The organism is Urechidicola sp. KH5 (assembly GCF_054661455.1).
In genome coordinates this window covers 318,065-332,168 of sequence record NZ_BAAFSW010000003.1, presented here as the reverse complement: position 1 = coordinate 332,168, position 14,104 = coordinate 318,065, and the positions used below count along the sequence as shown (strand labels likewise).

12 protein-coding genes are annotated in these 14,104 nt (G+C 32.9%); 5 read left to right on the top strand and 7 right to left on the bottom strand.

Translation table 11 applies throughout. The features are described from left to right. Position 1 precedes the first annotated feature (1 nt). Positions 2 to 2,179 carry a RecQ family ATP-dependent DNA helicase gene (locus ACYQ5R_RS09915; RefSeq protein ID WP_460190999.1) on the top strand — a complete coding sequence of 726 codons (2,178 nt, stop codon included), beginning with the start codon at positions 2 to 4 and terminating at the stop codon, positions 2,177 to 2,179. A gap of 18 nt (positions 2,180 to 2,197) precedes the next feature. Here ACYQ5R_RS09915 and ACYQ5R_RS09910 read toward each other — a convergent pair whose 3' ends face one another. Next, the gene (locus ACYQ5R_RS09910; protein WP_460190782.1) at positions 2,198 to 2,866 is read right to left on the bottom strand and encodes a ZIP family metal transporter; all 669 of its coding nucleotides are present in this window, start codon (positions 2,864 to 2,866) and stop codon (positions 2,198 to 2,200) included. Further along, positions 2,863 to 3,597: an SAM-dependent methyltransferase gene (locus tag ACYQ5R_RS09905; RefSeq protein ID WP_460190781.1), complete on the bottom strand. Its 735-nt coding sequence runs from the start codon at positions 3,595 to 3,597 to the stop codon at positions 2,863 to 2,865. The genes ACYQ5R_RS09910 and ACYQ5R_RS09905 overlap by 4 nt, the downstream gene beginning before the upstream one ends. Positions 3,598 to 3,680: 83 nt before the next feature. Here ACYQ5R_RS09905 and ACYQ5R_RS09900 point away from each other — a divergent pair, with 83 nt between their 5' ends. Continuing rightward, positions 3,681 to 4,850: a THUMP domain-containing class I SAM-dependent RNA methyltransferase gene (locus tag ACYQ5R_RS09900; RefSeq protein WP_460190780.1), complete on the top strand. Its 1,170-nt coding sequence runs from the start codon at positions 3,681 to 3,683 to the stop codon at positions 4,848 to 4,850. A gap of 19 nt (positions 4,851 to 4,869) precedes the next feature. Here ACYQ5R_RS09900 and ACYQ5R_RS09895 read toward each other — a convergent pair whose 3' ends face one another. Further along, positions 4,870 to 5,820, bottom strand: a complete 951-nt coding sequence (locus tag ACYQ5R_RS09895) for a hypothetical protein (RefSeq protein ID WP_460190779.1) — start codon at positions 5,818 to 5,820, stop codon at positions 4,870 to 4,872. Positions 5,821 to 5,987: 167 nt separating this feature from the next. Between ACYQ5R_RS09895 and ACYQ5R_RS09890 the strand changes: the two genes are divergently transcribed. Genes ACYQ5R_RS09890 through ACYQ5R_RS09880 form a run of 3 tightly spaced genes read left to right on the top strand, consistent with a single transcriptional unit; the run spans position 5,988 to position 9,461 of the window. Beyond that, complete coding sequence (locus ACYQ5R_RS09890; RefSeq protein WP_460190778.1) at positions 5,988 to 6,386, top strand: hypothetical protein; 399 nt, start codon at positions 5,988 to 5,990, stop codon at positions 6,384 to 6,386. Positions 6,387 to 6,392: 6 nt separating this feature from the next. Then, positions 6,393 to 8,834, top strand: coding sequence for a replication restart helicase PriA (priA, locus tag ACYQ5R_RS09885; RefSeq protein ID WP_460190998.1), 2,442 nt, complete (start codon positions 6,393 to 6,395; stop codon positions 8,832 to 8,834). A gap of 12 nt (positions 8,835 to 8,846) precedes the next feature. Beyond that, a complete protein-coding gene (locus tag ACYQ5R_RS09880) occupies positions 8,847 to 9,461 on the top strand; it encodes a LysE family transporter (RefSeq protein WP_460190777.1) in 615 nt (204 codons plus the stop codon). Positions 9,462 to 9,463: 2 nt separating this feature from the next. Here the strand turns inward: ACYQ5R_RS09880 and ACYQ5R_RS09875 are convergent, their stop codons facing one another. The 4 genes from ACYQ5R_RS09875 to ACYQ5R_RS09860 are packed head-to-tail and all read right to left on the bottom strand — an operon-like array spanning position 9,464 to position 14,104. Then, positions 9,464 to 10,840 (bottom strand): T9SS type A sorting domain-containing protein, encoded by a 1,377-nt coding sequence (locus tag ACYQ5R_RS09875; RefSeq protein WP_460190776.1) that lies wholly within the window; start codon positions 10,838 to 10,840, stop codon positions 9,464 to 9,466. 14 nt (positions 10,841 to 10,854) lie between these two features. After that, positions 10,855 to 12,216, bottom strand: coding sequence for an ADP-ribosylglycohydrolase family protein (locus ACYQ5R_RS09870; RefSeq protein ID WP_460190775.1), 1,362 nt, complete (start codon positions 12,214 to 12,216; stop codon positions 10,855 to 10,857). Between the two features lie 10 nt (positions 12,217 to 12,226). Then, the gene (locus ACYQ5R_RS09865) at positions 12,227 to 12,685 is read right to left on the bottom strand and encodes a TspO/MBR family protein (protein WP_460190774.1); all 459 of its coding nucleotides are present in this window, start codon (positions 12,683 to 12,685) and stop codon (positions 12,227 to 12,229) included. 3 nt (positions 12,686 to 12,688) lie between these two features. Further along, positions 12,689 to 14,104: an SDR family oxidoreductase gene (locus ACYQ5R_RS09860; RefSeq protein ID WP_460190773.1), complete on the bottom strand. Its 1,416-nt coding sequence runs from the start codon at positions 14,102 to 14,104 to the stop codon at positions 12,689 to 12,691.

Below are 14,104 nucleotides of genomic sequence, written 5' to 3'. Positions count from 1 at the left end.
AATTGATTTACACAAAGCCCTAAAGAAATATTTTGGGTTTTCTCAATTTAAGGGGTTGCAAGAGGATGTAATTTCTAATCTATTGGCAGGAAAAAACACATTTGGTATTATGCCTACAGGAGGTGGGAAATCTATGTGTTATCAGTTGCCAGCATTAATGCAAGAAGGAACCGCTATTGTGGTTTCACCACTTATCGCATTAATGAAAAATCAAGTAGACGCTATTCGAGGAGTTTCAGATAATAATGGTATCGCCCATGTTTTAAACTCATCGCTTAATAAAAGTGAAGTAGCTCGTGTAAAGCGTGACATTGTTGATGGGGTCACAAAATTGTTGTATGTGGCTCCGGAATCATTAACTAAAGCGGAGTATGTTGATTTTCTAAAAGATCAACATATTTCATTTGTTGCTATAGATGAAGCGCATTGTATCTCTGAATGGGGACATGATTTTAGACCAGAATATCGAAATCTACGAAATATAATAAGTAAGATTGATGATGTTCCAATTATTGGTTTAACGGCCACTGCAACACCAAAAGTGCAAGAAGATATTTTAAAAACGTTGGGTATGTCAGATGCTACAGTTTTTAAAGCATCATTTAATCGCCCAAATTTATTTTATGAAGTAAGACCTAAAACTTCTGATGTAAATAAAGACATTATAAGATTTGTACGTCAGTACCAAGGTAAATCTGGAATTATTTACTGTTTAAGCAGAAAGAAGGTTGAAGAAGTAGCCCAAGTACTACAAGTAAATGGTATTAAGGCAGTGCCTTATCATGCAGGATTAGATGCTAAAACCAGGGTGAAACATCAAGATATGTTTTTGATGGAAGATTGTGATGTTGTTGTTGCAACCATAGCCTTTGGTATGGGTATCGATAAACCGGATGTTCGTTTTGTCATACATCACGACATTCCTAAAAGTTTAGAAAGTTATTATCAAGAAACAGGTAGAGCAGGTAGAGATGATGGAGAAGGATATTGTTTGGCTTTCTATTCATATGCAGATATTGAAAAACTAGAAAAGTTTATGGCTGGTAAGCCAGTAGCAGAGCAGGAGGTAGGTCATGCCTTATTGCAAGAAGTGGTTGGTTATGCCGAAACTTCTATGAGTAGACGAAAATATTTGTTACACTATTTTGGTGAGACGTTTGACGAGGTGAATGGTTTAGGTGCTGATATGGACGACAATACTAGAAATCCAAAGAAAAAATCGGAGGCTCAAGATAATGTTAAAATGTTGCTTGAGACCGTTTTATTAACGAAAGAAAAATATAAGCCTAAAGAGATTGTCAATACCTTAATTGGTAAAGAAAATGCAATGCTTACCTCTCATAAAACTCATGAGCGACCATTTTTTGGTCAAGGAAAACATAAAAATGATAAGTATTGGATGGCGCTTTTAAGACAAGTGCTAGTAGTGAATTTAATTCGTAAAGAAATTGAAGAATACGGCGTTGTTAAAGTAACCGATTTAGGAAAAGAGTTTATAAAGAATCCGCATTCATTTATGATGACAGAAGATCATACCTATGATACTTCTGATGATGGAATAATAACCAATACAAAAAGTGCTGGTGGTACAGACGATAAGTTGATGGCCATGTTGAAAGACCTCAGAAAAAGGGTAGCTAAACAAAAAGGAGTGCCACCGTTCGCTGTTTTTCAAGACCCGTCTTTAGATGATATGACATTGAAATACCCAATTTCAATTCAAGAAATGGCAAATGTTCATGGTGTTGGAGAGGGTAAGGCAAGAAAGTATGGAAAAGATTTTGTTGAATTAATTGAAGGATACGTAAAAGAGCACGATATATTAAGACCAGATGATTTAGTTGTTAAGAGTACTGGAGAGAATTCCGCTCTAAAATTATTTATCATTCAAAATACAGATAGAAAAATTCCGTTAGACGACATCGCTAAATCTAAAGGTTTAGAATTCGATGACCTTATTAAGGAAATGCAGCGAATTGTATTTATGGGTACTAAATTAAATATCGATTATCATCTTGATGATATTTTAGACGAAGATCAGCAAGAAGAAATCTATGAGTACTTTATGGAGGCTGAAACTGATGTAATTGAAGACGCTCTTGCAGAGTTTGATGGTGATTATGACCAAGATGAACTCAGATTAATGCGCATTAAATTTATTAGTGAAGTTGCAAATTAAAATCCAATAAGCTTACAATTAAATTGCTAATGCAATTAGAAAACCCAATAATATTGCACCAAACTTAGCAATGTTAAATCTATGATTTTCTGTACTTTCAAATATAATTATTGTTGAGATATGTAAGAATACTCCAATGATTAGAGCTGTTATTTCATTTTTATATGAACTAATTATTGGTAAATAAGTTCCTGCTAAAGACCCCAAAGGACTCATTGTGGCAAAAATCAATAAAATTATCAGTCCATATCTAAATTTACTTTGTATATGCAATAAGAAACTAGCAATAACGATGGTAATAGGAATTTTATGAACTACAATTGCCCATAAAAGCTCATGATGCTCTTCGTTTGCAACCGGGATTCCTTCAATAAATGCATGTAAACACAAACTTGTAAAAAGGACTTTAGAAAGCCTATCGTTTTTTGTATGCAAATGACCATGCTCTGCTCCTTTAGAAAAATAATCCATGATTAGCTGAATTAGAAGACCAGCAACTATATAATATTCAATGTGTAAATTTTCGCCATTAAAAACCTCAGGCATTAAATGAGATATGGTTATAGCCAATAAAAAGGCACCGCTAAACGAAAGTAATAACTGTGTTTGCCCTTTGGTAGGTTTGAAAAAATATACAAATAACGCACCAAAAATAACGGGTGTAAATAAAATTAAAGCACTACTCATTTCGAAACAATAAGTATTAATCGGTTAGAGTTTTCTTTATCATAATCTTGTAAATCATAATCACCAAAGATATGATTTAATTTAAGCCCAACACTTTGTAAATACCTCTGGATTTTCTCTAAATCAAGATACTTAATTCGTTCAAAATAGTTCAAATTTTTCTTTGGCGTAACAATCTCAATTCGTTTAAAAATAAAAGGATGCTCATAAGAACGTTTGATATTAAAAGTTAATTCATTTCTCATAACCTGCTCATCCGATACCATAGTTCTAATCGCTTTTTCAACATTCAGAAAATCTATAACGGCAATACTATTCTTGTCTCTTAAACCATTTTTAATATTAGAGAGTACTTGCAGATCTTCTTCATCTTTTTCAAAATATCCGAAACTGGTAAACAGATTAAATATTGCATCGTACTTCAGGTTGAGAGGGTCTCGCATATCGCGTTGCACAAAACGTAAAGATTCATTGCTAAACTCATTTGCATAATCTATACTATTTTTAGATAAATCTGCACCGATCACTTCAAAACCGAGAGAATTCAGAAAAACAGAATGCCTACCTTTTCCACAAGCTAGATCTAAAATCCGATCATTCTTTTTAAGTTTTAAAAAGGTGACAAGATTCGCCATAAAAAGGCGTGCTTCTTGATGATCACGATTTTTATAAAGTATATGATAATAGGGTGTGTCAAACCAAGATTCAAACCAATCTGAAGTTGTACTCATATATTTTTTAGCTGTGTTTTGTTTTATGATTCTTGAACTAATCAGCAACAAAAATAAACTATCTTTGCAACAAAATTTTGGAGATGAACAAAAACTTTAGAATGCTTGCCACCACCATGTTTGGTTTAGAAGAAGTATTGGCAACCGAATTGAAAAATTTAGGTGCTCAAGATGTAAAACTAGGAGTGCGCAGTGTATCTTTTAAAGGGGATAAAGGTTTTATGTACAAGGCTAATATTGCTTTACGAACAGCCATTAGAATTTTAAAGCCAATTAAATCTTTTAAAGTTTTTGATGAAGAAGATTTATACGAAGGTTTGCAAAAAATTAAATGGGAGCAATACATGCAAGCATCAAATACATTTGCTATTGGCGCTGTTGTAAACTCAAAATTCTTTACATCTAATTCTCATTATATTTCTTTAAAATCTAAAGATGCTATTGCAGATTATTTTAGGCATAAGTTTCATAAAAGACCCAATGTAGATTTAAAACATCCAGATTTAAAAATTCATGTACATATTCAAAAAGATACTTGTACAGTTTCTTTGGACTCTTCGGGTGATTCTTTGCATAAGCGCGGATATAGAACGGCTACCAATATAGCTCCAATAAATGAAGTATTAGCTGCTGGTTTGGTACTATTATCAGGTTATAAAGGACAAACTAATTTTATTGACCCTATGTGTGGTTCTGGTACTATTTTAATTGAAGCTACGATGATTGCTTGCAATATACCAGCCAATATAAATCGACCAGAATTTGGGTTCGAGAAATGGGACGATTATGATGAAGACTTATATTTCACCATTCAAGATTCATTATTAAAGAAAATTGTAAACCCACAGCATAAAATAATGGGATTTGATAAAGCACCATCTGCTATTAGAAAAGCTAATGACAACATTAAGAGTGCCAATTTAAGTGAGTTTATTGGAGTTCATCATGTAAACTTTTTTAATTCTGTAAAAGAAGTGTTTGGTCCGACAACAGTCTTATTTAATCCACCGTATGGTGAGAGATTATCTATTGATGTTGAACCTTTTTATGGTAAAATTGGAGATACCTTAAAACATGGTTACCCAGATAGTACTGTTTGGTTTATTACTTCTGATATTGAAGCTTTAAAACACGTTGGGCTCAGAACATCTAAACGAATTTCATTAAAAAATGGTGATTTAGATGCTAAATTCGTTCGTTATGATATGTACGAAGGAAGCAGGAAGGCAAAGAAAAACCCATCAAATAATTGATGGGTCAAGAACACTTCTGTTAATAAGTCCCTCTTCCTGCATATACTATATTTCGCTCTCTGGACTTATTGGGTTTTTCAGAAACGTTGGAAGTGGTAGTTCTTCTTTTAGTATTCTTTTTACTACTTGTACTCATTCTCTTTTTAATCGTTTTTGGTTGCTTAGATGCCGAAGTATTCCTTACAGATTTTGAGGCATCAACATTTTCTCGATGATATTGTTTTTTACTAGTAGATGTATAAGTTCTTCGGTTGGAAGATGATCTATCATTAGTTGCAACAGATCTTCTATAATCATATGTGTTTTTTCTTTCGTAATTCTTATGTGTTCTAGTCTTGTGCACTGTTCTTTTTGATGCACTGTAATGTTTGTATTTGTTAGGATGCTTATAGGCATACCTATTATCTCTATAATAAGAATAACGTTTTGGATGATAATGATTTCTATACGCATAAGACCTAACTACAGCATAAGAAGCATAAGGCATTATAAAGTGGTTGTGATATGGGTGATACACATAGTATCTGTTATACGAGTTTACATATCCACTATAATGGGAGTAATATCCAGTAGGAGCATAGTGTAAATACATGCCACCAATACTATATAAACGCTGGTTGTAATAGTTAATATTAATAGCACCTATTTTACGAACTCTACCGTAATAATCATAATAAATTGGGGTGTGTTCAACTTGAATTACAGCGCCATATCTATCGTATTGTACATAAGGATCGTAGTTATATCCTGAATTAAACGAAATGCTAAACCCTGGTTGGTAGTAGTTAATATGAGCGGTTGTATTTAACTGACTATTTAAAAGAAAGTCAAAGGCACCATTTTCAAATACAGAAAATGTGATTCCGTTTTCTACAAAAGTGACTGCTTTTTGTGTATTGTAATAAGACGCCTTCATTGGTATTACAAACAATACCATCAATACTGTAATAATTGGGATTCTAGTTTTCATAGGTATAGGTTTTAGGGTTAAACATCGGTTAGAGGTAGTTGATTGATAAATTACAAGATGCATGCCAAAGAATTTTTAAGGCGATAATTCTCTTTAAAACGTACCGTTTTTACAATGAATTTTAACTGATTTCTTGTACATTTGAGTAGTGTTAAAATTCTAGAAATATGGAGACGTCAAGCAATCATTTATATCAAAATTTAGGTAAACTATTCTTTGCTGTGGCAGCAGCAGATAAGGTAGTGAGGGATGAAGAGTTTAATGCATTGTCTAAAGTAATCACAACACATTGGCGTGATTTAGACGAAGTAAAAGATGATTTTGGAACAGATGCTTCTTTTCAAATTGAAATTGTTTTTGAATGGTTGAAGGAACAATTTTTAGATGCCGAAACTTGTTATCAACATTTTGCGGATTTTTACAATGATCATCAATCATTGTTTACTGCTCGAGTTAATAGAACAATTTGGAGAACTGTTGTGGCAATTGCAGATGCTTTTCACGGAACTAATAAAGATGAAAAAGCAATGCTCGAGAAAATTAAATCTTTATTACAAGCGTCTTAGAGCCTTATTAACTATATAAATGTCATATTACCCCTTGCGCTACCAAAATTGTACACCTATGCAATTACGCAAGCAGAATCTGAGTTTTTACAACCAGGTATGCGCGTGGCGGTTACTTTTGGTAAAAGGAAAGTTTATACTGCCTTGGTATTTGAGGTGCACGCCAATCCGCCAATTGGCTATGAGGCAAAACCGATAAATCAAATTCTTGATGAAACACCCGTAGTAAATCAAAGTCAATTAATCCATTGGCAATGGGTAGCTTCTTATTATATGTGCACTTTAGGCGAAGTGGTTCGAGCGGCCCTTCCTTCAGCCTTTTTGCTTGAAAGTGAAACAGCAATTTTAAAGAATACTTCTTTTGAAAACGAAACTGATTTAACCGATGAAGAGTTTTTGATTTTTGAAGCATTGCAACATCACTCAGAGTTGAATGTACAACAGATAATGGATATTCTTGATAAGAAGAAAGTGTTTCCAGTTCTCAATCAAATGATCGAGAAAGAAGCTATTGTTTTAAAAGAGCGCATTTACGAACAATACAAACCAAAATTGGTTAAGTATGTAAAATTAAATCCGAATTATTCTGATAATGATTTAGAGCGATTACTAGAACAATTAAATAGAGCTAAGAAACAGCGCGAATTGGTATTGAGCTATTTTCAATTAGAAGTTAGTACTAAAAAACCAATTAAAGTTGAGGATTTACTGTTAGAATCGGGTTGTAGTTCAAGTATCCTGAAAGCTTTAGTAGATAAAGAGATATTTGAAATTTACCACATTCAAAAGGATAGAATTGAATTTGATGGTGACACTACCGAGTTTAAGCAGTTAAATGAATACCAACAAAATGGATTACAAGAAATAAAGGATTCATTCAACAAGCATGAGGTTACTTTATTACATGGAGTTACCAGTAGCGGAAAGACAGAGATATATGCCGAATTGATTAAAGAGCAATTAGAGTTAGGAAATCAAGTTTTGTACTTAGTTCCTGAGATTGCTTTGACAACTCAGTTAATTGTTAGACTGCAAGCCTATTTTGGTAAACATGTTTCGGTGTTTCATTCAAAATATTCAATGAATGAACGGGTAGAAGTATGGAATAATGTTTTGTATCAAAAAGAAAAAGCTCAGATTGTGGTAGGAGCGAGGTCCTCTTTATTCCTACCCTTTTCAAATTTAAATCTAGTTATTGTTGATGAAGAGCATGAAACTTCGTACAAACAATTTGATCCAGCACCACGATATCACGCACGTGATGCGGCCATCGTATTAGCATATCAGCACGAAGCAAAAGTACTTTTAGGGTCAGCAACTCCATCTATTGAAAGCTATCAAAATGCTAAAGAAAATAAATATGGATTAGTTGAGATTACAAGAAGACATGGTGATGTATTAATGCCTGAAATTGAATTGGTCGATATCAAAGAAAAATACCGAAAGAAACGTATGAACGGTCATTTTTCTGATAGACTTATTGAATTAATTTCAGAAGCTTTAAACGAAAAAGAGCAAATAATTCTTTTTCAAAATCGTAGAGGCTACGCACCAATTGTAGAATGTAAGACCTGTGGTGTAGCGCCTCAATGTCCTAATTGCGATGTGAGCTTGACGTACCATCAATATAAAAACGAATTGCGTTGTCATTATTGTGGTTACCATCAAGCAATGCTAAGTAGTTGTGGCGCTTGTGGTAGTGCGACATTAGATACCAAAGGTTTTGGTACGGAGCAAATTGAAAATGAATTAAAAGATCTATTTCCTGAATCTAATGTTGGTAGAATGGATTTGGATACTACACGTGGAAAGTTCGGTTATCAAAAAATTATTGGTCAGTTTGAAGCACAAGAAATAGAAATACTTGTTGGTACTCAAATGCTTTCTAAAGGATTGGATTTTAGTAATGTTAGTTTGGTAGGAGTGCTCAATGCTGATAACATGCTAAATTTTCCAGATTTTAGAGCACATGAGCGTAGTTTTCAAATGTTGGTTCAAGTGTCAGGTCGAGCAGGTAGATCTAAAAAGAGAGGTAAAGTTGCTATTCAAACATTTAATCCTTACCATCAAATATTGCAACAGGTTTCTACCAATGACTATGGACAAATGTTTAAAGATCAAATTTTGGAACGAAGACAGTTTCAATACCCTCCGTTTTATAGAATTGTAAAAATTACTTTAAAACATCGCGATTATAATAAAGTTGATTCAGGTGCCAATTGGATGGGGACATCTCTGCAAAATGCTTTTGGAAAATTAGTTTTAGGACCAACTGTGCCTGCTATTTCTAGAATTAGAAACGAGTATATCAGAACCATCGTAATTAAAATTGATCCTAAGCAATCATTAAAGGCTACAAAGAATCATATTTTAAAAATAAAGAATACCTTTGAGGCCGTTAAAGATTTTAGACCTATTAAGTGTATCATAGACGTAGACAATTATTAAACTAAGCATTTCATGCACTATATAACTCCATTTTTTGTTGCTCTTGGCGCTACTTGTCTAGGTTTATTGCCCCCGGGAATGTTGAATATGACCGCTATGAAAATCGCCTTAGAAAAAGGTAGAGGTGAGGCTAAAAAGTTTGCATTCGGTGCGGCTACAATTATTTTCTTCCAAGGCATAATTGCTTTGTTTTTCGCAAAACAGTTTCACGAAAATCCAAAGTTGATTGAAGGTATTGAGATTATTGCAGGTACAGGGTTATTCATTTTAGCAGTATTCTTTTTTATCAAAGCTCGATTGAAGTATAAAAGTTCTGGAAAAAAAAGAATTAGTGGGCAATACTATTTTCAAGGCGTATTGATGTCTTCAATGAATATGCTTAAAATTCCGTATTATCTTGCAATTACTACTTATTTGGGCGCTAAGGGTCATATGATTTTAGAGAAACCCTATGCTATTATTTTCGCTTTTGGAGGCGGTACTGGGGCTTTATTATTGTTTTTTAGTTATATCAGATTTGCCCCAATTATTGAGCAACGAGCACAGTTTATCGCTAGAAATATTAATTATATATTAACGATTTTGTTTGTGATTCTAAGTGCGATAGCTTTTGGTAAAGCTTATTAAAATTACTTACGAATAATTTTAAAATTGTATAATGAATTTGAAGTGAGTATTTTTAAAATATACACTCCAGGTTTTAAATTACTGAAATCAATTTTTCCATCTTTAACATTTCCTTCAGAAACCATTTTTGATTCGTAATTATAAATTTTGAAAAAGAATTCCTTTTGGTTTAAATTTTTAATTTGAACAACATTAACTGCCGGATTAGGATAAATATAAGGTCTTTGGGCAATATTGTTTTTTGGTGAAATATTTTTTGAATTCGAACAAGCAGCTTCTAAATAAGGTGCTAAATCATTTCTATCATGTACTTTTTCGTAACCTAATTCATCTGCTCTTTTAAATAATTTACACGCCTTGTCAAAATTCTCTATTTCATAATGTATAATTCCGAGATACCTATATGCTACAGAGTTTGATTCTTTAATTTTAATAGCAGCTTCTAAATTATCAATTCCTAAATCTGTATTACCTTGCTTATAATTTACATAACCCTTTATGGTTTCTAGACTAAAATCATTCTTGTAGAAATTTCTTTTTAAAATATGCTCTTTTTTAGCATATGCTTTATTAATATGAAAATATGCCTTATCAAAATCTTCTAGTTCCATATATATAGCTGATAGTAGCCAATGAGAAAACCCATGATTTGGCCAAACCTCTAAAACTTGATTTAAATAGGAAATAGAAAGTCTATAAGATTTAATCTCGTAAAGATAGGCTGCAAAATTGTATACCTCTGTAGTGTCAGTATTGTCAAAATCTAATACCAATTTTTTAAAATGCATGGCTCTGACATCTTGCTCGAAATGATTATAGATAAATCCTAAACCTTGATGGATATCTCTTTTTGCCCTTGGTGGTATCTTTGGGTTTCGCATTACATTTTTCAAAAGAAATTTGTAATCTTTAACTGCGAGAATGTAATTTTTAGCTTGAAGTCTACAGTAGGCTCTTTTATAGATATCTACAAAGGACTTACTATTAAACTCTTTATTGATTTTTTTTAATTTTTCAATATTACTATCCATTTTATCTTTTCTCATATATGAATAGTCTATTTTAATATCTTTTCTACGAATTAAATCACCATTTGAAAATTTCCATAGTGTCAATAAATCACCCTCTTTTGAATATTTGTATGCTTCTCCATGGATTTGCCCATTTTTAAAATAAAATGCCTCATCTAATTGGCCTGATTTATAATAAGATTTTATACTGTCTATGGATTTATTTTTTCCATACCAGGTACTTAAAGAAACAATACTATCTCTATAATAATCTGAACTAACTTTTATTGTTTGAGCATTAAAATGAATTGAATAAAAAGCTAAGAAAAACAGTAAATAGACTCTGGAGGTCGTTGGATTATTTGGCATTGTATTGTGTTTGATTAGTTGATTGGAATATACCAAACATTTTTTTCTAAATCTACTCCTCCTTTTAATAATTCTTGAACAGCTCTATCGATAATAAAAATGCCTTTAGAAGCCATATTGTCAAAGGTGTCTATTCCATTATTATCAAAGCCAACTCTCGTTCTATGAATATTGAAACGGTCTGAAAACTCCATGTCAAAAGCAGTTTCTACACCCTTTTTACCCATCATAAATCCAATCATACCACCCCAAGTAGCTGTTGGATTATCTGAATCCCAACCTGCAAGCGTTCCAATTTTTATAGTTTCTTTTAAATCCCCTTCACCGTAAAGAAGACTCACTATACTAGCTCCAAAATTTATTCCAGCTGCAAAACAACCATTACAATCTAAATTCATGCTTGTAATTTCGTAACCTCCTTGTTGCTCTACTTGATAACGCTGGTATAAGCCATCTCTAGCTTCTTCCCATTTAGAGCCTTTATTGTAATGATTAAGCACAAAATCATACATATCTGCGGCATAAGAGTCATTTGGTAAATGTTTACGAGATTCAGTTGCCATCCATAAAATTTGATCTTTCATAGAAAGGCTTTTATCTACTTTAGAGGTTAAAGAATACATGATCACATTAAATTCAGAAATCCATTGTGCCTCATCTCTTGCAACCGTCTGAATTGGCAATTCAGACATTTTCAACGCTATATCTGGTCGCGCTGGTGCATACAAACCAAAAATCTCCGTAGTTAGTTGAGCATCTATCATTTCGTAATGCGGGTTATTATCAGGGTGACTTGTATCTGGAGGAATTATTCCTTCAAGCATTAAGTCTAAAGCACGTTGATTAGAAACCCACAAATAGTTTTCTTCCTCGCGGTTGATATGCTTTACCCATCCTTCTTTAATTTGTTCTCCACTGAGTAACGAAGTTTGATTTGTATATAGCAAATGTTGATATATATATTCGATATCTGTATCATCGTCAGCGCCCCAAATGCTATCTTTTGGTTCAAAAACAAAATTAATGGTGGCAGATAAATGACTTGGATACTCCGACCAAATATTGGGTTCATCTGGACCACCCCAATTTTCTCGAGTATAAAAATCACCTGTTTTAGTTGCTCCAATATTTCCTATTTTATCCATTTCCGTAACTAAACCGGTCCAGTTCGCAATGCATTGTGCGAGCCAAAATCCTTCTAATTGCTCCTTGTATTTTGCTCTATCTATCAATATTTCAGATCCGTTAGAGATATAATTCTTATATGCTAGGTTAGGGTCCTGAAGAGTGTTTTTAGCAAGATTTGAATTAGAACAAGAGTTGCATAAAATTGAAATTGCAAGTATTACAAGATAGGTTAGTTTCGTAAAGTTCATAAGTTAGTTGCTAATTATAAAGTACAATATAGGCATTTAATGAAGTTGCTACAAATAACCATAAAGTATAAGGTAAAATTAGAATTGAATAAGATTTTAGTTGTTTAATTAAACTAATAAAAAGGGCTGCTACTAAAATTGTTAAAAGACTTATAGAAAGTAACCCCAATATGGGATTTTCAAAGTAAAAGAATATTGGATTCCAAACAATGTTTAAAATCCATTGTAAAGTAAACAACTTAATTAGTAAGGATTTTTTATTGGTTATAGTTGCCCATTTAGCCATATAAACAGCAAAGCAAATCATTATTACCGACCATGCAAAACCAAAAAACCACCCAGGTGGTGTCCAAGGAGCTTTGTTTAACGAAACATACCAAGTATCTTTAACAGCTTCGCTTGTAAAATAACTACCTAAGGCTAAAGCCCCAAAATTAAGAATTAGAAAGAACAGTGTTTTTTTAATCATATTTTATTTGCTTAACGCTTTAAGCATTCCGTTAAATATTAAACCGTGAAAGGGAAGAACAGCATACCAATAAAGCCTACCCCATAAACCATGGGGCCGAAAAGTAGCTGTTTGCACTAATTTTTTACCTTTGATTTCAAACTCTAACCAAGCTTCTCCTGGCAACTTCATTTCCGCAAAAAGTAACAATCTACCTTCTTCTTTATTTGCATATAGCACACGCCAAAAATCAACAGAATCTCCTGGGTGAATTTGGTCTTCATTTGTTCTACCTCGGCGTAAACCAACTCCTCCAACCATTTTATCCATTAAACCTCTTATTTTCCAGAGTATGTTGGCATAATACCAACCGTTTTCACCACCAATTTTCCACATCTTTTTAATGGTTTGTTCTCTGCTAAAATAACTCGATTTACGTAAATCTTTAAAGCATCCAAATTTTGGAACATTAATAAAATCAGTTATATGCATTTCCATAGTGCCACTGCTCATAGCATCTTTCCAACTTGAAACAATTTCATTTCCTTGAATTTTTGTAAAAGCTCTTTCAAGTGCAGTTAGATAAGACATAGGCTGAACATTTAGTAATTGATTAATATTACTAGGTCTGCATATAACCTCAACTTTCATGCTATCTACAAGTGCTTGAGCTAATTTATAAGAAGTAGATGTTACAAAATATAGCCAATATGAAGATAATTTTGGGGTCATTACTGGCACTATAAAAATAGTTCGGTTTAATTTTCTAACTTTTGCATACCCGAGTAACATTTCTTTATAACTTAAAATATCTGGACCTCCGATATCAAAATTCTGATTGTACGTCTTTTTGTCAAATAAGGCATTTGATAAAAAACTTATCACATTAGATATGGCAATTGGTTGGCACTTTGTTTTCAACCATTTTGGCGTAATCATTACAGGTAATTTTTCCACCAAATCTCTGATTATCTCAAAGGATGCGCTCCCTGACCCAATAATAATTCCCGCTCGAAAAGTAGTTAGATTGTAATGAGAGCTTTCGAGTAGTAGTTCAACATTTTTACGCGAAGATAAATGTCTTGAGAGTTCGCTTTTATTGGTGATGCCACTTAGATAAATAACATGTTGCACTTTTGTTTTGTTAAGTGCTACATTAAAATTATTTGCAGCTAATTGTTCTAACGTTGCATAATCTTTTGAACTAGACATCGAATGAACTAGGTAATAAGCAGCATCTATATCCTCTGGAATAACTGATAAGGTTTCTTTTTGCAAGAGATCTAACTCTATTATTTCGATTTGATTTAAAAGTGAATCAGGAGGGCTAAACCGTTCTTTATCCCTAACACAGCAAACCACAAAATGTCCTTGTTGTACGAGAACAGGAAGCAATCTTTTACCAATATACCCGGTTGCTCCGGTTAATAAAATTTTCAT

What these genes read in the sequence shown, in the direction of transcription:
- ACYQ5R_RS09905 (WP_460190781.1), bottom strand. Translation starts at nt 3,597, where the DNA reads ATGAGTACAACTTCAGATTGGTTTGAATCTTGGTTTGACACACCCTAT.
- ACYQ5R_RS09875 (WP_460190776.1), bottom strand. Translation starts at nt 10,840, where the DNA reads ATGCCAAATAATCCAACGACCTCCAGAGTCTATTTACTGTTTTTCTTA.
- ACYQ5R_RS09890 (WP_460190778.1), top strand. Translation starts at nt 5,988, where the DNA reads ATGGAGACGTCAAGCAATCATTTATATCAAAATTTAGGTAAACTATTC.
- ACYQ5R_RS09910 (WP_460190782.1), bottom strand. Translation starts at nt 2,866, where the DNA reads ATGAGTAGTGCTTTAATTTTATTTACACCCGTTATTTTTGGTGCGTTA.
- ACYQ5R_RS09900 (WP_460190780.1), top strand. Translation starts at nt 3,681, where the DNA reads ATGAACAAAAACTTTAGAATGCTTGCCACCACCATGTTTGGTTTAGAA.
- ACYQ5R_RS09870 (WP_460190775.1), bottom strand. Translation starts at nt 12,216, where the DNA reads ATGAACTTTACGAAACTAACCTATCTTGTAATACTTGCAATTTCAATT.
- ACYQ5R_RS09880 (WP_460190777.1), top strand. Translation starts at nt 8,847, where the DNA reads ATGCACTATATAACTCCATTTTTTGTTGCTCTTGGCGCTACTTGTCTA.
- ACYQ5R_RS09895 (WP_460190779.1), bottom strand. Translation starts at nt 5,820, where the DNA reads ATGAAAACTAGAATCCCAATTATTACAGTATTGATGGTATTGTTTGTA.
- ACYQ5R_RS09865 (WP_460190774.1), bottom strand. Translation starts at nt 12,685, where the DNA reads ATGATTAAAAAAACACTGTTCTTTCTAATTCTTAATTTTGGGGCTTTA.
- ACYQ5R_RS09860 (WP_460190773.1), bottom strand. Translation starts at nt 14,104, where the DNA reads ATGAAAATTTTATTAACCGGAGCAACCGGGTATATTGGTAAAAGATTG.